This is a genomic window from Bradyrhizobium sp. DOA9 (genome assembly GCF_000617845.2).
In the GTDB taxonomy this organism is placed as follows: Bacteria; Pseudomonadota; Alphaproteobacteria; order Rhizobiales; family Xanthobacteraceae; genus Bradyrhizobium.
Window position 1 is genome coordinate 879,271 of the sequence record NZ_DF820425.1, and the last position, 18,520, is coordinate 897,790.

Annotated in this window: 18 protein-coding genes; 10 read left to right on the forward strand and 8 right to left on the reverse strand. The window is 64.5% G+C overall.

Going from position 1 to position 18,520, the window contains the following annotated elements:
• Positions 1 to 30: 30 nt before the first annotated feature.
• Both BDOA9_RS04065 and BDOA9_RS04070 read right to left on the reverse strand, forming a co-directional pair.
• Positions 31 to 1,545 (reverse strand): amidase, encoded by a 1,515-nt coding sequence (locus tag BDOA9_RS04065; protein WP_025032674.1) that lies wholly within the window; start codon positions 1,543 to 1,545, stop codon positions 31 to 33.
• A 166-nt stretch (positions 1,546 to 1,711) separates the two neighbouring features.
• The gene (locus BDOA9_RS04070) at positions 1,712 to 2,896 is read right to left on the reverse strand and encodes a substrate-binding domain-containing protein (RefSeq protein ID WP_025032675.1); all 1,185 of its coding nucleotides are present in this window, start codon (positions 2,894 to 2,896) and stop codon (positions 1,712 to 1,714) included.
• Between the two features lie 179 nt (positions 2,897 to 3,075).
• Between BDOA9_RS04070 and BDOA9_RS04075 the strand changes: the two genes are divergently transcribed.
• Positions 3,076 to 3,519 carry a MarR family winged helix-turn-helix transcriptional regulator gene (locus BDOA9_RS04075; RefSeq protein ID WP_025032676.1) on the forward strand — a complete coding sequence of 148 codons (444 nt, stop codon included), beginning with the start codon at positions 3,076 to 3,078 and terminating at the stop codon, positions 3,517 to 3,519.
• A gap of 84 nt (positions 3,520 to 3,603) precedes the next feature.
• On the opposite strand, the gene secA is transcribed toward BDOA9_RS04075, so the two are convergent.
• On the reverse strand, positions 3,604 to 6,444 hold the full coding sequence (gene secA, locus BDOA9_RS04080) for a preprotein translocase subunit SecA (protein WP_025032677.1): 2,841 nt from the start codon (positions 6,442 to 6,444) through the stop codon (positions 3,604 to 3,606).
• A 352-nt stretch (positions 6,445 to 6,796) separates the two neighbouring features.
• On the opposite strand from secA, the gene BDOA9_RS04085 reads away from it, so the two are divergent.
• The gene (locus tag BDOA9_RS04085; protein WP_025032678.1) at positions 6,797 to 7,705 is read left to right on the forward strand and encodes a peptidylprolyl isomerase; all 909 of its coding nucleotides are present in this window, start codon (positions 6,797 to 6,799) and stop codon (positions 7,703 to 7,705) included.
• 100 nt (positions 7,706 to 7,805) lie between these two features.
• The gene (gene argJ, locus BDOA9_RS04090; RefSeq protein ID WP_025032679.1) at positions 7,806 to 9,047 is read left to right on the forward strand and encodes a bifunctional glutamate N-acetyltransferase/amino-acid acetyltransferase ArgJ; all 1,242 of its coding nucleotides are present in this window, start codon (positions 7,806 to 7,808) and stop codon (positions 9,045 to 9,047) included.
• A 59-nt stretch (positions 9,048 to 9,106) separates the two neighbouring features.
• On the opposite strand, the gene BDOA9_RS04095 is transcribed toward argJ, so the two are convergent.
• A complete protein-coding gene (locus BDOA9_RS04095) occupies positions 9,107 to 10,432 on the reverse strand; it encodes a TadE/TadG family type IV pilus assembly protein (protein ID WP_025032680.1) in 1,326 nt (441 codons plus the stop codon).
• A gap of 138 nt (positions 10,433 to 10,570) precedes the next feature.
• On the opposite strand from BDOA9_RS04095, the gene BDOA9_RS04100 reads away from it, so the two are divergent.
• A complete protein-coding gene (locus BDOA9_RS04100) occupies positions 10,571 to 10,981 on the forward strand; it encodes a (deoxy)nucleoside triphosphate pyrophosphohydrolase (RefSeq protein ID WP_025032681.1) in 411 nt (136 codons plus the stop codon).
• An 18-nt stretch (positions 10,982 to 10,999) separates the two neighbouring features.
• On the opposite strand, the gene BDOA9_RS04105 is transcribed toward BDOA9_RS04100, so the two are convergent.
• The gene (locus BDOA9_RS04105) at positions 11,000 to 11,848 is read right to left on the reverse strand and encodes a methyltransferase domain-containing protein (RefSeq protein WP_042335474.1); all 849 of its coding nucleotides are present in this window, start codon (positions 11,846 to 11,848) and stop codon (positions 11,000 to 11,002) included.
• A 137-nt stretch (positions 11,849 to 11,985) separates the two neighbouring features.
• On the opposite strand from BDOA9_RS04105, the gene BDOA9_RS04110 reads away from it, so the two are divergent.
• From BDOA9_RS04110 to BDOA9_RS04130, 5 genes are read left to right on the forward strand one after another with little or no spacing between them, the layout of a single operon-like run.
• Positions 11,986 to 12,300 carry an NIPSNAP family protein gene (locus BDOA9_RS04110; protein ID WP_025032683.1) on the forward strand — a complete coding sequence of 105 codons (315 nt, stop codon included), beginning with the start codon at positions 11,986 to 11,988 and terminating at the stop codon, positions 12,298 to 12,300.
• Positions 12,301 to 12,304: 4 nt separating this feature from the next.
• Positions 12,305 to 13,108, forward strand: a complete 804-nt coding sequence (locus BDOA9_RS04115; RefSeq protein ID WP_025032684.1) for a ComF family protein — start codon at positions 12,305 to 12,307, stop codon at positions 13,106 to 13,108.
• Between the two features lie 35 nt (positions 13,109 to 13,143).
• Entirely contained in the window at positions 13,144 to 13,419 is a 276-nt protein-coding gene (gene grxC, locus BDOA9_RS04120; RefSeq protein WP_025032685.1) for a glutaredoxin 3, read from the forward strand.
• Positions 13,416 to 14,294, forward strand: a complete 879-nt coding sequence (locus BDOA9_RS04125; RefSeq protein ID WP_025032686.1) for a carbon-nitrogen hydrolase family protein — start codon at positions 13,416 to 13,418, stop codon at positions 14,292 to 14,294. The genes grxC and BDOA9_RS04125 overlap by 4 nt, the downstream gene beginning before the upstream one ends.
• On the forward strand, positions 14,291 to 14,773 hold the full coding sequence (locus BDOA9_RS04130) for a DUF1178 family protein (protein WP_025032687.1): 483 nt from the start codon (positions 14,291 to 14,293) through the stop codon (positions 14,771 to 14,773). Before BDOA9_RS04125 ends, BDOA9_RS04130 begins: the two co-directional genes overlap by 4 nt.
• On the opposite strand, the gene BDOA9_RS04135 is transcribed toward BDOA9_RS04130, so the two are convergent.
• The 3 genes from BDOA9_RS04135 to BDOA9_RS04145 all read right to left on the reverse strand — a co-directional run bounded on the left by BDOA9_RS04135 (position 14,770) and on the right by BDOA9_RS04145 (position 17,021).
• A complete protein-coding gene (locus BDOA9_RS04135; protein ID WP_025032688.1) occupies positions 14,770 to 15,669 on the reverse strand; it encodes an EamA family transporter in 900 nt (299 codons plus the stop codon). The genes BDOA9_RS04130 and BDOA9_RS04135 overlap by 4 nt on opposite strands.
• Positions 15,670 to 15,771: 102 nt before the next feature.
• The gene (gene ubiG / locus BDOA9_RS04140) at positions 15,772 to 16,539 is read right to left on the reverse strand and encodes a bifunctional 2-polyprenyl-6-hydroxyphenol methylase/3-demethylubiquinol 3-O-methyltransferase UbiG (RefSeq protein ID WP_025032689.1); all 768 of its coding nucleotides are present in this window, start codon (positions 16,537 to 16,539) and stop codon (positions 15,772 to 15,774) included.
• A gap of 14 nt (positions 16,540 to 16,553) precedes the next feature.
• On the reverse strand, positions 16,554 to 17,021 hold the full coding sequence (locus tag BDOA9_RS04145) for a PH domain-containing protein (RefSeq protein WP_025032690.1): 468 nt from the start codon (positions 17,019 to 17,021) through the stop codon (positions 16,554 to 16,556).
• 150 nt (positions 17,022 to 17,171) lie between these two features.
• On the opposite strand from BDOA9_RS04145, the gene BDOA9_RS04150 reads away from it, so the two are divergent.
• Positions 17,172 to 18,428, forward strand: a complete 1,257-nt coding sequence (locus tag BDOA9_RS04150) for an aspartate kinase (protein WP_025032691.1) — start codon at positions 17,172 to 17,174, stop codon at positions 18,426 to 18,428.
• Positions 18,429 to 18,520 lie beyond the last annotated feature (92 nt).

Genomic DNA, 18,520 nt, shown 5'->3' on the forward strand with positions numbered 1-18,520 from the left:
GTGTTCCGCTCGTCTGAATCGAAAGTTTCTTCACATCTTCTTCCAGTCGCCGATCTGCTCGAAGGCATGGGCGGCACGGTAGATGGTGGTCTCCTCGAACATGCGGCCGACCAGCATCAGGCCGACCGGCAGGCCGTCGACCATGCCGCAGGGCAGCGACATCGCGGGGTGATGGGTGATGTCGAACGGCGCGGTATTGGAGATCATCTCGAGCGCGCGGGCGACGTAGTCCTCGCGGCTGGCATCGGGCTCCGGCAGCTTGGTCGCCTTCATCGGCGTCGTCGGCATCAGCAGCAGGTCGTAATCCGCAAAGGCCTTGTCATAGGCCGCGGTCAGCCGGCGCGAGATGTTGAGGGCCTTGCCGTAGAAGCGCGGGCCGAAATTGTTGTTGATGTAGGTGCCGAGCAGCATGAATAGTTTCGTGGTCTCGGACAGCGAGTCTGCCTGCCGGCGCCAGCCGCGATGGAAATCCATCAGCGAGGTCGAATAGAGGTCGCCGCGGCTGAGGCCGTAGCCGTCGCCGAACATCATGGTCTGGGTCAGGCCCTCGGTGCCGATCGGAGTCCAGATCGTCCCGCCCATGAGGTGCATCGGAATCGAGACGGTCTCGACGGTGGCGCCGAGATCCTTGAAGCGCTTTGCAGCCTCGCGCACGCTTTCGTTCACCGCGGACTCGGCGGTCGGCTGCTCGAAGCCCTCCTTGAGGATGCCGATCTTCATGCCCTTGACGCCCTGGCCGAGCGCCTTGGTGTATTCCTCGACCTTTGGGGCCTTGATCCTGGGATCATAGCCGTCGTCGCCGGCGAGCACTTCGAGCAGCAGCGCGTTGTCGGCGACGGTCGCCGTCATCGGGCCGGTGTGATCGACATAGATCTCGATCGGCATGATGCCGGTGTAGGGGACGAGGCCCCAGGTCGGCTTCATGCCGTAGACGCCGCAGAACGAGGACGGCATCCGGATCGAGCCGCCCTGGTCGCCGCCGATCGCCATGTCGACCTCGCCGAGCGCGACCACGACGCCCGAGCCCGACGACGAGCCGCCGGCGGAGTAGCCCATCTTGTGCGGATTGTGCACCGGCCCGTAGGAGCCGGTGTGGCTGCCGCCGGACAGGCAGAAATGCTCGCAATGCACCTTGCCCTTGATCTCGGCGCCGGCATCCAGCATGCGCGTGACGATGGTGGCGTCGAAATCGGGCACATAGCCTTCCAGCGTCGACGAGCCGTTGGTCATGGGCACGCCGGCCAGCATGATGTTGTCCTTCAGCGCAACCGTCTTGCCCTTGAGCTTGCCGCCAGCGGCGCCCTTCACGGTCGACTTGCGATACCAGGCATTGCGCGGGTTCTCCTCCGCCGAGGGCCGATAGCCCGGCGTGCGCGGATATTTCACTTCGGGCAGTTCGTCCGGCATCGCCGCAACGAGATTGTAGGCTTCGATCGAGCCCTGCATGAGACCGCGGAACGAGGCGACGTCCTCATCGGTGAGCGAAAGGCCGCATTGCTCGGCGACACTGCGAAGTTGGGCTGGCGTGGGAAGGGCAACTGTCACGGCGCTCTCCTTGAAGGCTTCTTGATCCCTGGCACTGATGGAAAGCCTCTCGCTCGCGCCTTCAGGGACACGGGCAACCGGCTTCACTTCGTTACTAGAGACGGAAATATTTTCCTTTTCAAGTATTATTTCGGCACGGCCGCTGCGGCGTATCGGCAGCCGTCGCTCAGAGCGTCTTGATGATCCTGAAGTCGAGACCGTCGGCTTCCGCGAGGTACATCGGCATCTCGGCGCGGCCATCGCGGAGCGTCACGGGACCGCGGCCGGCCGAATAGACGGTGTTGCGCGCGGCCTTCAGCAGCGGACGAAAGGCCAATGATCCGGCGCGGTTGGCGACCGATTCCAGGAAGCGCAGCCCCTCATAGTTCGACTGACCGACGGAGCCGACCGGCGGCGCGTTGGCACCGAACATGGAATAATAGGCACTGAGGAACTCGTCATTGGCGCGCGAGACCAGTCCGTTGAAATAGCCGGAGGCGCAGAACAGATTCTCGGTATTGTCGGCGCCGATGCCGAGCAGCACGGTTTCGTCCATCGCACCTGCAAGCCGCAGCGTCGAGGTGGCGAGGCCCGCTTCGGCGAAGGCGCGGTTGAAGGTGATGCTGTCGGTACCGATCAGCGAGATCAGCACCACATCCGGCTTGGCGGCACGGATGCGCGCCAAATGCGGCTCGTGATTGTCCTCGCCTACGGGGACGAACTCCTCGCCGACGACCTGGCCGCCGGCTTCCTTGATGTAGCGCTTGACCGCGCGATGCGACTGCCAGGGCCAGACATAGTCGCTGCCGATCAGGTACCAGCGCGCCGCCTTCTTGACCTCCGCCAGCCAATGGATCGAGGGCCGGCTTTGCCAGCGCGGCGTCTCGCCGATCGCCATCACGCCCGGCGTGCGTTCGCCGCCCTCATAGACGGGCGTGTAGATGTAGGGAATGCGGTTGCCGGTGACCTTGCGCAGCGCGACGCGGACCGCGCTGATATGCGAGCCCATAATGAGATCGACCTCGTCGAAGGCGATCGCCTGCTCGGCGCGGCGCACCACCTCCTCGATCGGTCCGCCGGAATCGTAGATCGACAGCTCGAGCTCGCGGCCCAGAATGCCGCCGCGCTTGTTGATCTCGGCCACCGCCAGCATCGCGCTGTTGGTGGAGGTCGGGCCCCAGATCCCGGGCGAGCCGGTGAAGGTGAGGAAATTGCCGATGCGCAGCTTGTTGCGCGCGCCGCGCCGCCTCATGAAATGCGCATCGACCGGAGACAGGTCGAAATCCGCCGCCGATGACGACAAATTCCTGAACAGCAGGGACGGCGGTAACGCCGGACCGCCGTGAGCCGGGAAGTTCACCGTCGCGCGCACGCCAACTCCTGTCTGAGACCAGACCTGAAAGCACATTGAGCAGGCGGCCGCGGCTTCCGCCCTTTTGTTGGGCAATGATCCTATTTTGAAAATATTGAATATTCAAGAATTGAAGTGCATATAGATGCAGCATCGATTGCAAGACATTCACTCATTTGGGTCAAGGCGAAGTCTCAGCCGTGGCAAAACCGCCGAAACAAAATTCCCCGATCACCGAACACCTCGCCTACCTGCTCGCGCAAGCCAACCGGGAAATCAACCGGCAGCTCGAACTGCGGTTGAGCAAGGAGGGTGTGCCGGTGGAACAATGGCGCATCCTGAAAGTGCTGTCGGATGGCGAGGGCCATTCGATGGGCGAGCTCGCGGACGCCGTGCTGCTCAACCATCCGACTCTGACCAAGATGATCGACCGCATGGTCTCCGACACGCTGGTCTATCGCGTGCAGGACCCGAACGACCGCCGCAAGGTGCTGATGTTCATCTCCGACCGCGGCAAGGTGCTGTGCAAGAAGCTCAACTCGCTCGCGGTCGACCAAGAGGAGCACATCCTGGAGAGCTACGGCGACAAGTCAACGAGCGAATTGAAGCGGCTGCTGGAGAGCTTGATCGACAGCTCGAATTGAGGGCGGCGCACGGCTGAGAGTGACACAACCAGCCGACGATGCGGCGCGTGAGGCGCGAGCTTCGCGCCTCAGCCGCGCTGAGGCTTACGCATACCTGCCGTGGCAGTGCTTGTACTTCTTGCCTGAGCCGCACGGGCAATCCTCGTTGCGGCCGACCTTGCCCCAGCTGGCGGGGTTCTTGGGATCGCGCAGCGCCGCGTCGGAGGCCTGCGCTCCGAGCGTGACGCTCGCAAGCGCCATTTCGTCTTCGCCGGTGTTGGGGTCGAACTTGTGCGCTTCCATCGGCGGCAGCACCGGGGCTTCCTGCTCCGGCGGGACGATCTCGACGCGCATCAGCTGCGCCGTGACGGCCTCGCGCAGGTGGGCGCTCATCTCCTGGAAGAGATTGAAGGCTTCGGTCTTGTACTCCTGCAACGGATCGCGCTGGCCGTAGCCGCGCAGGCCGATGACCTGGCGCAGATGGTCGAGCATGATCAGGTGCTCGCGCCAGAGATGGTCCAGCGTCTGCAGGAGGATGGTCTTCTCGACGTAACGCATCACGTCGGGACCCCATTGCGCGACCTTGGCCGCCATGTGCTCGTCGGCCTTGGTCTCGATGCGGTTGAGCAGCTCCTCGTCGGCGATGCCCTCTTCCCTGGCCCATTCGTCGACCGGCAGGTCGAGATCGAGCACGCGCTTCAATTCGTCCTTCAGTCCCGCGACGTCCCACTGCTCGGCATAGGCATGCTCGGGCACGTGCTTGGCGACGAGGTCGTCGATGAAGGCGTGGCGCATGTCGGCGACGGTCTCGGCGACGCTCTCGTCCTTCATCAGCTCGACGCGCTGATCGAAGATCACCTTGCGCTGGTCGTTCTGGACGTTGTCGAACTTCAAGAGGTTCTTGCGGATGTCGAAGTTGCGCGCCTCGACCTTCTGCTGCGCCTTTTCGAGCGCCTTGTTGATCCAGGGATGGATGATGGCCTCGCCCTCTTGCAGGCCGAGACGCTGCAGCATGCTGTCGAGACGGTCCGAGCCGAAGATGCGCATCAGGTCGTCTTCCAGCGACAGGAAGAATTTAGAGCGGCCGGGATCGCCCTGACGGCCGGAACGGCCGCGGAGCTGGTTGTCGATGCGGCGGGATTCGTGGCGCTCGGAGCCGATGATGTAGAGGCCGCCGGGCTTCTTCACGGTCTTGGCGGGCTTGGAGCCCTTCGCCGGCTCGACCTCGACGGTCTCCTCGGCCTTCAGCACGATGTCGCGGAAGTGCTCGATGTCGGCCTTGATCTGCTCGATCTTCGATGCCTTCTCCGCTTCGTCGGTGATCTCGGTCGTTTCCTGCTGGATGCGCATCTCCAGCGAGCCGCCGAGCTTGATGTCGGTGCCGCGGCCGGCCATGTTGGTGGCGATCGTGATCGCGCCGGGCACGCCGGCCTCGGCGACGATATAGGCTTCCTGCTCGTGGAAGCGCGCGTTCAGCACCGCGAACAGCTTGGCCGGCTTGCCGGCGCGGGCGGCGGCATAGAGCTTGTCGAGCGCACCCTCCTTGCCGAAGTCGATCTGCTTGTAGCCGTTCTTCTTGAGGAATTCGGCGAGCACTTCCGACTTCTCGATCGAGGCGGTGCCGACCAGCACCGGCTGGAGGCGCGAATTGGCGCGCTCGATCTCGGCGAGGATCGCGTGGTATTTTTCCTGCTGGGTGCGATAGACCTCGTCGTCCTCGTCGAGGCGCGCGATCGACAGATTGGTCGGAATCTCCACAACCTCGAGCTTGTAGATGTCGAACAATTCGTCCGCTTCGGTCGCGGCGGTGCCGGTCATGCCCGCCAGCTTCTCGTACATGCGGAAGTAGTTCTGGAAGGTGATCGAGGCCAGCGTCTGGTTCTCGGGCTGGACCTGGACGTGCTCCTTGGCCTCCAGCGCCTGGTGCAGGCCTTCCGAATAGCGGCGGCCGGGCATCATGCGGCCGGTGAACTCGTCGATGATGACGACCTCGTTGTCGCGGACGATGTAGTCCTTGTCGCGCGTGAACAGCGTGTGGGCGCGCAGCGCCTGGTTGATGTGATGCACGACGGAGACGTTCTCGACGTCGTAGAGCGACTCGCCCTTGAGCTGGCCGGCATCGCGCAGCAGCGTCTCGATCTTCTCCATGCCGCCTTCGGTCAGCGTCACAGTGCGCTGCTTCTCGTCGACCTCGTAATCGGTCTTGTCGAGCTTGGGCAGGAAGCCGTCGATGGTGTTGTAGAAATCGGAGCGGTCGTCGAGCGGACCGGAAATGATCAGCGGCGTGCGCGCTTCGTCGATCAGGATGGAGTCGACCTCGTCGACGATGGCGAAGAAGTGCGGCCGCTGGACCATGTCCTCGAGCCGGTACTTCATGTTGTCGCGCAGATAGTCGAAGCCGTATTCGTTGTTGGTGCCGTAGGTGATGTCGCAGGCATAGGCCGCCTTGCGCTCGGCATCATCGAGGCCGTGCACGATCACGCCGGTGGTCATGCCGAGGAAACCGTAGATCTGGCCCATCCAGCCGGAGTCGCGGCGGGCGAGATAGTCATTGACGGTGACGACGTGGACGCCCTTGCCGGCGAGCGCATTGAGATACACCGCAAGCGTCGCCACCAGCGTCTTGCCTTCGCCGGTCTTCATCTCGGCGATGTCGCCCTCGTGCAGCACCATGCCGCCGATCAGCTGGACGTCGAAATGGCGCTGGCCGAGCGTGCGCTTGGCGGCCTCGCGCACCGTGGCGAAAGCTGGGACCAAGAGATCGTCGAGCGTCTTGCCGTTGGCGAGCTGCTGCTTGAATTCCGCCGTGCGGGCCTTGAGCGCCTCGTCTGAGAGTTTCGAGACCTCCGGCTCCAGCGCGTTGATCGCGTTGACGCGGGACTGATATCCCTTCACCCGCCGGTCGTTGGCGGAGCCGAAAAACTTGCGGGCGAGCGCGCCGATCATGCCTAGTTCCTGTGTTCGCGATTTAACCGCGTTGCAGCCAAGAAGTTGTCACCCGCCTGCCTATCAACTCACCGTGACGCTTCGCGGCGTCAGAGCCCGGACTGCGGGGGTCGTCCGCCATATGGGTGGGAATTGGGCAAGTCTGGGTTCAACGGCCAAAAACGCAGCAAAATAAACGCCATCGCCATGGTCGCGACCGGGCAGAGATATGGCCCGGTCAGGGCCTTGTCAACGGCGAGCGCATTGCGGCTAATTCATCATTTTGACAGACTTTTCGCGTTGCCAAGCCCCCCTGATTGGGCGAGTGTCCGCCCCGCTCGAGCAGCCCCCTGCTTCAACATAAGGATTTTCCATGACCGCCTCGTTCCCGGTAACCCAGCGCTACCGCTATGCGTCCGCCCTGGCTGGCAGCCTCGCTCTGGCGCTGTCCCTGGCGTTTGCGGGCCCGCTCCGGGCCGCCGATGATCCGGTGCTGGCGAAGGTCAATGGCGCGGAAATCAAGAAGAGCGACGTCACCATGGCCGAGGAGGAACTCGGGCCGAGCCTCGCCCAGATGGATCCGGCGACCAAGGACGAGAACGTCCTGTCCTTCCTGATCGACATGAAGATCGTCAGCAAGGCTGCCGAAGACAAGAAGATCGCCGACGGCGAGGAGTTCAAGAAGCGCCTGGCCTTCGCCCGCAACCGGCTCCTGATGGACAGCCTGCTCGCCAGCGAGGGCAAGGCCGCGACCACGCCGGACGCCATGAAGAAGGTCTATGAGGAGGCCGCCAAGCAGATCACCGGCGAGCAGGAGGTGCGCGCCCGCCACATCCTGGTCGAGACCGAGGACGAGGCCAAGGCGGTGAAGGCCGAACTCGACAAGGGCGCCGATTTCGCCGAGCTCGCCAAGAAGAAATCCAAGGATCCCGGCTCGGCCGACGGCGGCGACCTCGGCTTCTTCACCAAGGAGCAGATGGTGCCGGAATTCTCGACCGTCGCCTTCACGCTCGAGCCGGGCAAGATCTCCGATCCCGTGAAGTCGCAGTTCGGCTGGCACATCATCAAGGTCGAGGAAAAGCGCAACCGCAAGGCGCCCGACTTCGAGCAGGTCAAGCCCCAGATCGAGCAGTACGTAACCCGCAAGGCTCAGGCCGAGTATGTCGCCAAGCTGCGCACCGAGGCCAAGGTCGAGCGGCTGGACCAGCCGGCGGCGGACGCCAAGCCGGCCGACGCGGCCAAGCCGGCCGACAGCAAGATGGCGCCGCCGGCGAAGAAGTGAGAATTCGCTGTCACTTCGCGGACGCCAAGAGTATCTAACGTCGCAATGGCCGGGGCTCCCCCGGCCATCTGCATGTCCAGACCCCATCAAGGCGCCCGCGATGTCCTCCTCCGTCTCCCCCCTCGCCCCCAAAACCGTCCCTGATATGCCTGTGATCGCGGGCGTCCGCCTTGCGACGGCCGAAGCCGGCATCCGCTACAAGAACCGCACCGACGTGCTGCTCGCGGTGATGGACAAGGGCACCGCGGTCGCCGGCGTCTTCACCAAGTCGAAGTGCCCCTCGGCCCCGGTGGAATGGTGTCGCGCCAGGCTGAAGGGCGGCAAGGCGCGCGCGCTGGTGGTCAATTCCGGCAATGCCAACGCCTTCACCGGCAAGACCGGCCGCGCCTCCACCGCGCTCACCGCGAAGATCGCGGCCAAGGCGGTCGGCTGCAGCGAGGCTGAGATCTTCCTGGCCTCGACCGGCGTGATCGGCGAGCCGCTGGACGCGACCAAGTTCGACGGCGTGCTCGGCCGCCTCGCCGAAGCCGCCGAGCCCGGCGACTATCTCGCCGCGGCCAAGGCGATCATGACCACCGACACCTTCCCGAAGGTCGCGACCGCGACCGTCAAGCTCGGCAAGGCCAAGGTCACCATCAACGGCTTGGCCAAGGGCGCCGGCATGATCGCGCCCGACATGGCGACGATGCTGTCCTTCATCTTCACCGACGCGCCGATCGCGCCCGCCGCGCTCCAGGCGCTGCTCAAGAGCGGCGTCGAGGACACGTTCAACGCCGTGACCATCGACGGCGACACCTCGACCTCCGACACGTTGCTGGCGTTTGCGACCGGTGTCGCCGCCGAGCACGGTGCGCCGAAGATCAGCCGTGCCAGCGACCCGCGCCTGAAGGCCTTCGTCAAGGCCTTCAACCAGGTGCTCGCCAATCTCGCCGAGCAGGTCGCCCGCGACGGCGAAGGCGCGCGCAAGCTGGTCGAGATCACCGTCGAGGGCGCCAAGACCAAGGCCTCCGCCCGCAAGATCGCGATGTCGATCGCGAACTCGCCGCTGGTGAAGACCGCGATCGCCGGCGAGGATGCCAATTGGGGCCGCGTGGTGATGGCCGTCGGCAAGGCCGGCGAGCCGGCCGATCGCGACAAGCTCTCGATCTCCTTCAACGGCATCAGGGTCGCCAAGCGCGGCGCGCGCGATCCCGATTATGACGAAGCGCAGGTGTCGGAAGCGATGAAGGCGCCGGAGATCGCGATTCTGGTCTCGCTCGGCCTCGGCAAGGGCCGCGACCGGGTCATGACCTGCGACCTCACCAAGGAATATGTGGCGATCAACGGGGATTACAGGTCGTAGGTCCTGCGCTTGTCATTCCGGGGCTCGCGAAGCGAGAACCCGGAATGCCGTCAAAGCCGTCACGCGGAGATCCGCGCGTCTGCGACCGCCTTCTTGAACAGGGCGTTCATGGCTTCCGCGATGCCTTGCGTCGGGCTGACCTCGAAATACAGGCCCGGCGAAGCGCAGCTCTGCATGTTCTGTGCGATCTGGCTGTTCGGCGACGGGCCATAGGGACCGGCATTGAACGGATCGATCCATTTCATGTACCAGGAGTTGGTCGGCAGCGCGAGATAAGTCGTGTACAACACGGCGATCTTGACGCCGCGATCCTTCATCGTCTTGCAAAGCGCAGGATTGAGCGGCGACTGGCACCGCGTGCTGCCCGAGAGCGGTTTCAGGCATCCGGTGTTGCTCTCGTCGGCCACGCCGTCGGACACGAAGAACAGGTATTTGAGCGGGCTGGACGACGTGCCGCTTCCGGGGGAGCTGATCTCGCCGTTGATCGCAGGAAAGACCGTGGTGAATGGGGTATCCTGATCGCTATTCTCGTTCTGGCCGTTCACCGACATCAAGTCGATCTTGCCGGCCGCCGTCTTGGCGCTGGAGAGAGAGGCCGACAACGAAAACAGGCTGCGCAGGCCGAGCGAGCTTGCAGAGCCGCCGAAATCATAGATCGCCATTCTGAACTGGTTTGAATAGGTCTCGGTGGCGTTTGCCGTATCCATCAAGGACTCGGTGGCGCTCCGAAGCACGTCGATCCGGGTGGTCACGCCAAGCTTCTTGGCAAGGTCGTAATAGTTGTTCTTGTCCTTGAGGTCGTGGCAGGCGAATGCGCATTTGTCCGACGTGTTGTCCACCATCTTCTGCACGTCGGCCGGGGTCGCACCGACGCCCATCGACGGCGAATTGTCCAGCAGCAGATAGAAATCGATATAGAGCGGCATGCTGGCCGTCGCCTTCGACGTGCCACTCAAGGTCATCACGGACTTGCCGATCACGCCGAGAAACATAGTGCTCATGGTTGCGGTGAACGAAACCGTCGCGGTGACGGTCGAGCCGGACTTGACCACGGTCGGCGTGAGGCTAGTCAGCGTGTAGCCGGACTGACTGGCGCGATTGGCATTGAAGATGTTCTGGGCGTCCGTGACGCCGACCGAGATCGAGCCGTCCCCAGTCATGGTTCCGGCAGCCTTGAAGGCCGGCGAGGCCTTGGCGATCGAGCCGACGCTGGCCGCATCGGCGGCAGCCTGAAGCTTGGACCGGGTCAGCGTCGCGCGCGAATAATCGATGGCGCAGCCGACCGCGCTGATCAGGGGGACGCAGGCGAGAGCGAAAATCACCGCGATATTGCCGCGCCGGTCGTGGACGAACCGGCGGAAGAGAACCGAAGGCACAGCGCGCATGGATTGGCCTGGAGTGGTTTAAAGAGTTCCCACCCTAGGAGCCGTGGATTAAATATGACTTATGGAGACCTTGGAAACTTGGACCGCAACGAGGTTAACAAACCGTTGCGGACGATCATCAGCGAGCGACAGACACGCATGGCCGATCTCAAACTGACACTGGTGGTGGCCTGCGCGCTGGTCGATGCCGATAAACGCGTTCTGATCGCGCAGCGTCCCGAGGGCAAGACGCTGGCGGGCCTCTGGGAATTTCCCGGCGGCAAGTGTGAACCGGGCGAGCGTCCGGAGCAGAGCCTGATCCGCGAGCTGCATGAGGAGCTCGGCATCGACGTCGCCGAGCCGTGCCTCGCACCGCTCACCTTCGCCAGCTACGGCTACGAGACCTTCCATTTGTTGATGCCGCTCTACATCTGCCGGCGTTGGGAGGGAATGGTCGCCGCACGCGAAGGCCAGAACCTCGCCTGGGTCCGCGCCAACAAGCTGCGCGACTACCCGATGCCGCCCGCCGACATTCCGCTGATCCCGCATCTGATCGATTTGTTGATGTGATGCAGTCTGTACCCCGCGTCACTCCTTCCCCGCCTTCTTCACCGCCTCTGCCAGGCTCGCTTTCGCCGATCCCGGCTTGAGCGGCTGCTGCTGGCTCGCATGCGGGGCCCAACCCGAAAGCCAGACGATGTCGAACGTCGCGCGGATGCGGCCGTCGGCATCGGCAAAGCGCTCGGCGTAGATCTCGGCCATCCGCAGCAGCGTCGAGCGGCGCGTCGGTGTCCGCCGCCGCTCGATCAGCACATTGGCCGAACCCATGCGGCGCAGATCCTGCATCAAGGCGAACGCATTGGCATAGCGCACCACGACGCGGTCGACGTCGGTCACCGGCAGCGCAAAGCCCGCGCGCTGCAACAGCGCACCGATGTCGCGAAGGTCGGCGAACGGCGCCACGCGCGGCGACACGCCGCCCTCGCATTCGGCTTCAGCCGCGGCAAACGCCTGGCGCAGCTCGGTCAAGCTGTCGCCGCCGATCATGGCAGCAAGCAGCAGGCCGTCCGGCTTCAGCGCCCGGCGGATTTGCGCGAGCACGCCCGGCAGGTCATTGACGAACTGCAGCGCCAGCGCCGAGACGACGAGATCGAGACTTTCTGGCGCGAAGGGCAGCTTTTCCGCACCGGCCGCGTCGGGCACAATCCGCTCGATGGAAGGCAGATGTGCGCGCAGTCCGGCAAGCCCCTCACCGGGCGTCCAGAGATCGGCAGGCGCGTGAAACTCACGCATCACCGCGGCCAGCCGGTCGGACATGTCCTCGGCGACACGATCGAGCAGGAAATTCGCCGCACCTAGCGCCTGCGCGCGCCGCTGCCGCGCATGCAGCAAGGCGCGATCGAACAAAGCGGGCGGGGTTTGGGAATTCTGAGCCATGCCGCTGGTTACGCCGATCCCGGCGGCTCTGGCAATCTCTTCGGCACGTCCGAGGTACGAGACTGGCGCTCGGGGCTTGAGCCTGCTGTGGTAGAACGCTAGCCTTCCGGGCTCGTGGCACGCTGGAGCATCGCACGATGATCACTTGTTACCTGCGATACGAGGTCCCTCCGGACAAGCTCACTGAATTCGAGGCCTATGGCAGAATGTGGCTGGAACTGCTGCCGAGATTCGGCGGCGTTCACCACGGGTATTTCCTGCCGTCGGAAGGGGCGAGCGACGTCGCGCTGGCGATGTTCAGCTTCCCGAGCTTCGCGGCGTACGAGCAATATCGGAAAGACAGCGCCGAAGATCCTGACGTCCAGAAGGCGATCGCCTTCGCAAAACAAACGCGCTGCTTCCGCCGTTACGAGCGATCGTTTTTCCGACCTGTGCTCCCGAAAGAGCCATAGCTCGATGGATGGCCAGGCATCACGCTCCATTGCCAGCCACCTGCGCGGCGCCTTTGGCGCCTGCCGCGACGCGCTTGCGCATCTTCCGCGGCTGGCGCTCGACATCGCACTGCCGACACAGTGCGTATCCTGCCACGAGCCGGTCGATGGCGAGGGCGTCTGCGCCGCGTGCTGGGCCCGACTGTCATTCATCGAACGGCCCTATTGCCCGCGGCTCGGCATTCCCTTCGTTTATGACCCCGGCCCCGACATGCTGTCGATGGAGGCGATCGCGAGCCCGCCGGCCTATCAGCGGGCCCGCGCGGCGGTGCGCTATGACGACGTCGCGCGCTCGCTGGTGCATGCGCTGAAGTACCAGGACCGCACCGATCTGGCGCCTGCCATGGGCCGCTGGATGGCGCGCGCGGGCAGCGAGTTGCTGACCGGCGCCGACATGCTGGTGCCCGTGCCCCTGCATTGGCGGCGGGCCTGGCGGCGCCGCTACAACCAGTCCGGAGCGCTCGCCCGTGTGATCGAGCGGCAGAGCGGGGTCAAGGTGCGGGGCGACGTGCTGCGGCGGGTTCGTGCCACCGAGCAGCAGATCGGCCTGTCGCGGGCCCAGCGCGCCACCAATGTGCAGGGCGCATTCCAGGTATCTCCCGACCGGCAGGCCGAGGTCCAGGGCCGCCGCGTTGTCCTGATCGACGATGTCCTGACGTCAGGGGCGACGCTCGACGCCTGCGCGCGGGCCCTGCTCCGCGCCAAGGCAGCCCAGGTCGACGTGCTGGTCTTTGCCCGGGTTGTCGAGAGCGGCCCACGTCCCATATAATTCAATGAATTCATGACATGAGAGCGCCAGACGACATGACTGCTGCTGTCGAGATCTACACCCGGCCGGGTTGCGGCTATTGTTCCGCCGCGAAGTCGCTGTTGGCCCGCAAGAAGGCGACCTTCACCGAATTCGATGTCGCCAAGAACCCGTCCTGGCGCCAGGAAATGTACGGCCGCGCCGGCGAGGGCTCGACCTTCCCGCAGATCTGGATCGGCGGCACCCATGTCGGCGGCTGCGACGACCTCTATGCACTCGACCGCGAAGGCAAGCTCGACGGCATGCTCGAAAGCGTAAAGGCCACGTCATGAGCGAGAACCGCACGTTCACGGCCGCCATGGTGCAGATGCGCACCGGCCTGATGCCCGGGCCGAGCCTCGAGCAGGCCACGAAGCTGATCCGGCAGGCGGCTGCCAATGGCGCCGATTACGTGCAGACGCCGGAAGTCAGCAACATGATGCAGCTGAACCGCAAGGCATTGTTCGAGCATCTCCAGAGCGAAGAGGACGACGCCTCGCTGAAGGCCTACCGGGCGCTCGCGGCGGAGCTGAAGATTCACCTCCATGTCGGCTCGCTGGCGCTGCGCTTCTCGCCGGAGAAGGCGGTCAACCGCTCCTTCCTGATCGGGCCCGAGGGCAATGTGCTCGCGAGCTACGACAAGATCCACATGTTCGACATCGAGCTGCCCGACGGCGAGAGTTATCGCGAATCCGCCAATTACCAGCCGGGCGAGACCGCCGTGATCTCGGATCTGCCCTGGGGCCGCGTCGGCTTGACGATCTGCTACGACGTGCGCTTCCCCGCGCTGTACCGCGCGCTGGCCGAAAGCGGCGCTTATTTCATCACCGTGCCGTCGGCGTTCACCCGCAAGACCGGCGAAGCGCATTGGCACGTGCTGCTGCGCGCCCGCGCGATCGAGACCGGCTGCTTCATCTTCGCGGCCGCGCAGGCAGGCTTGCACGAGAACAAGCGCGAGACCTATGGTCACTCGCTGATCATCGACCCCTGGGGCGAGATCCTCGCCGAGGGCGACGTCGAGCCCGGCATCATCATGGCCAAGATCGACCCGGCCAAGGTCGAGACCGCGCGCCGGGCGATTCCCTCGCTCCAGCACGGCCGCCGCTTCGGCGTCTCCGATCCCAAGGCGGGGCCGGACCATTTGCACCTCGTGCGGGGATCGGCATGATCCGCTACGCGCTACGTTGCGACCGCGACCACGACTTCGAGAGCTGGTTCCAGAGCTCGTCCGCCTATGATTCGCAGGTGAGGCGGAAGCTCGTGACCTGCCCGATCTGCGGTTCAGCCAAGGTCGACAAGGCCATCATGGCGCCGCGCATCGTCGGCAAGAAGGGGCGCGGCCGCGCGACCCCGCCGCCGGAGCCCGTGGCCGCGACCACGCCGGAGGCTGCGCCGTCAGGACCGACCTCGCTGCTGATGGCCCAGGAGCGCGAGCTGCGCGCCAAGCTCAAGGAGCTGCGTGACCACATCGTCAAGAACGCCGACAATGTCGGCGAGCGCTTTGCCAACGAAGCCCGCGCCATGCATTACGGCGACAAGGAGCACCGCCCGATCTACGGCGAAGCCTCGCCCGAAGAGGCGAAGTCGCTGATCGAGGAAGGTATAGAGGTCTCACCGCTGCCGACCCTGCCGGAAGACAGGAATTAGGCCCCCACCAGCACCGCCACGCCAACCACAATCAGCGCAATCCCAAAAATCTCGCGCGGCGCGATCGGCTGCTTGAGCGAGTAATAGGCCACGCCTTGCGCGAACAGCACCTCGACCAAAGCGAGCGTTCGGACATTGGCGGCCGCCGTCAGCGCGAACGCCAGGAACCAGAATTGCGAGGCGAGGGCGCCTGTGAAGCCTGCCAGCATCGAGGGCCTCCACAAGTCGAGGATCGCCTGCAGCACCTTTGGAGCGCGCCAGAGCAGATAGATCGTCAGCACCAGCGTCTGCACGAACAGGCCGAGCACCAGCGTGATTGACGCCGCGGTCACGAAGGAGACATTCGGCACATTGATGATGGCGCCGCGAAAGCCGACTGCGGAGAGCGCGAAGGCCGCTGCTGCAACGAGGCCCGTGATGGTCGGCTTCAGCTCAGCAAAGCTCTTCTCGCCGCCGGGTCGCAGCGCGGTGACGATGACGCCGATGGTGGCGATCACGATCGCCAGCACTTTCAGCCAGGTCAGGTGATCGCCGAGGAAGACGAAGCCGAAGATCGCGGTCTGGATCGCCTCGGTCTTCAAATAGGCCGTCGTCACGACAAAGGATCGGTCGTTCATCGCGAGCAGCATCAGGCCGGTGGCGACGATCTGGCTGAGCGCGCCCAAGAGCAGCCACGGCCAGAACACGGTCGGCGGCGCGCCGAGATCATCGCCGGTCGCGACCAGCACCAGCCCCAGGAACAGCAGCGAGAACGGAAAGCCGAACAGGAAGCGGATATTGGTCGCGCCCCAGGTCCCCAGCGGCTTGGTCAACGACCGCTGCATCGCATTGCGCGCGACCTGCCCGAGCGCGGCAATGATGGTGAAGGGAATCCAGAGGCTGGCGATGGTGAACATGGGATGGCGGGCGCGAGGAAGAGACGGTCAACCTGCCGCTTGCGCTCAAGCAGGTCAATCACGCCCACGTCATAGGAGCGATGCTCGCGCCGACCAATAGCCTCACACCATCGTTTCCGCGACCACCATGTAGTTCACGTCCATGTCCGACGACAGAGACCATTTGTCGGCGAAGGGCGAGTAGACGACGCCGGTCTGCTCGGTGATGACGAGGCGGTTGTCGAGCAGGTATTTCGTCAGCTCGTCGGGCGTGACGAACTTGTTCCACTCATGCGTGCCGCGCGGCAGCCAGCGCAGGACGTATTCGGCGCCGACGATGGCGAGCGCAAAACTCTTCCAGTTGCGGTTCAGCGTCGAGACCACCATGAGGCCGTTCGGCTTCAGCATCGCGGCGCAGCGCTTCAGGAACACGCCGACGTCGGTGACGTGCTCGACCACTTCCATCGCCAGCACGATGTCGAAGCGCTCGCGCGGGTCGATCTCCTCAACGGTGGTGCAACGATAGTCGATCGCCAGATGGCTCTTGTCGGCATGCAGCTTCGCCGCTGCGATGTTGCTCGCGGAGGGATCGATGCCGATGACCTGTGCTCCGAGACGCGACAGCGGCTCACAGAGCAGGCCGGCGCCGCAGCCGATGTCGAGCACGCGGAGACCGGCGAGGCAATTGAGGCTGCGCACGTTGCGCTCGAACTTGCGGCAGGCGGCGTCGCGAATGTAGCCGAGCCGCAGCGGGTTGATCCGGTGCAGCGGCGCCATCTTGCCCTTCGGGTCCCACCACTCCGCCGAGAGCTTGGAGAATTTGGCGATCTCGGCGGCGTCGACGGTCGAGCCCGGCTGGGCGATGAGGGAGGTATTTTGCTGCATGCTCATGGTTGGGCGCGGTCCTACCGCGTGGTGATCGAACTACGGAAGGCGAGCGGCGAGGCGATGGTCTTGATCGTCTCGATCCCCTCGCCGACGCCGCGAATCGTCACGTCGCCGTAGTTCAGAATACGTCCAAGAATGGTCTGGTCGACGTCGACGCTCTCGACCTTGTCCAGCGCCATCTCGAAGGTGCGGCGCTTGATGAATCCGGTCTTGTGCACGACCCGGAGGTTGGTGACGTCGGTCTCGGTGGTGAAGCGATGGAACCAGCCCTTCACGGTCCAATACAGGGCCGCCAGCGCCGCGACACCAGCGGCGCCGAGGCAAAACAGAACGAGCCAGTCGACGGCCGCCTGGCGCGACAGGATCAGCAGGGCCAGCGCCACGATCCAGGCCACGATGGCTGGAAAGTAGAAGATCCAGTGCGCATTGGTCGAATACAGCACCCGCTCGCCCGGCTGCAGGATCTCATCGATGTAACGCGCCATGACCTCGGTTAACCCACTACCCCGCCCGGCCCCCGCAGGAACCCGCTTGCCCCGGACCCCGGCGCTCTGTATACGCGCGTCGGTGACCGCGAGGCACCCGTCCAGTGCGGGTCACCATACTGATCCTTATGAAGGAATGCACGCGTCGTCATGAGCCGCCTCGTGATGAAATTCGGCGGCACGTCCGTCGCTAATATCGAACGTATCCGCAACGTCGCACGCCATGTGAAGCGTGAGGTCGATGCCGGCCACGAAGTGGCCGTGGTCGTCTCGGCGATGGCCGGCAAGACCAACGAGCTGGTGGCCTGGTGCACCGAGGCCTCGCCGATGCACGACGCGCGCGAATATGACGCCGTGGTCGCCTCGGGCGAACAGGTGACGTCCGGGCTGCTTGCCATCGTGCTGCAGGGCATGGGCATCCAGGCCCGCTCCTGGCAGGGCTGGCAGATCCCGATCAAGACCAGCGACGCCCATGCCTCGGCCCGGATCGAGGACATCGACGGCAGCGAGATCATCAAGCGCTTCAGGGAGCGCAAGGAGGTCGCGGTCATCGCCGGCTTCCAGGGCATCAACCCCGAGACGGGTCGCATCACCACGCTCGGCCGCGGCGGCTCCGACACCTCGGCCGTGGCGATCGCCGCCGCCGTCAAGGCCGACCGCTGCGACATCTACACCGACGTCGACGGCGTCTACACCACCGACCCGCGCATCGTGCCGAAGGCCAAGAGGCTCGACAAGATCGCGTTCGAAGACATGCTGGAACTGGCCTCGCAGGGCGCCAAAGTGCTCCAGGTCCGCTCGGTGGAACTCGGCATGGTCCATAACATGCCGATTTTCGTCCGCTCGAGCTTCGACAAGCCCGAGGATATCGACCCGCATGCCAACCAGCCGCCCGGCACGCTGATCTGCGGCGAGGAGGAGATCATGGAAAACCACGTCGTCACCGGTATCGCCTTCTCCAAGGACGAGGCTCAGATCTCGGTGCGCCAGATCGAGGACAAGCCCGGCGTTGCGGCCTCGATTTTCGGCCCGCTGGCTGATGCCAACATCAACGTCGATATGATCGTTCAGAACGTGTCCGAGGACGGCAAGACCACCGACCTCACCTTCACGGTGCCGGCCGCCGACTACACCCGCGCCAAGGATACGATTACCGCCGCCAAGGCCAAGATCGGCTATGCCCGGCTCGATACCGCCACCGACGTTGCCAAGATCTCGGTGATCGGCAGCGGCATGCGCAGCCATGCCGGCGTCGCCGCCCAGGCGTTCTCGGCCCTTGCGGGGCGGAACATCAACATCCGGGCCATTACAACCTCCGAGATCAAATTCTCGGTCTTGATCGACACCGCCTATACCGAGCTTGCGGTGCGGACCCTGCACACGCTCTACGGTCTCGATCAGGCCTGATGGTCTTTCTGGAATACCGCTTCGCACTGTCCGGAGCATGCCTAGGCTAATTTTCTCTTAGCGGTCGCAGCAAACGCGAAGGTGTACACACC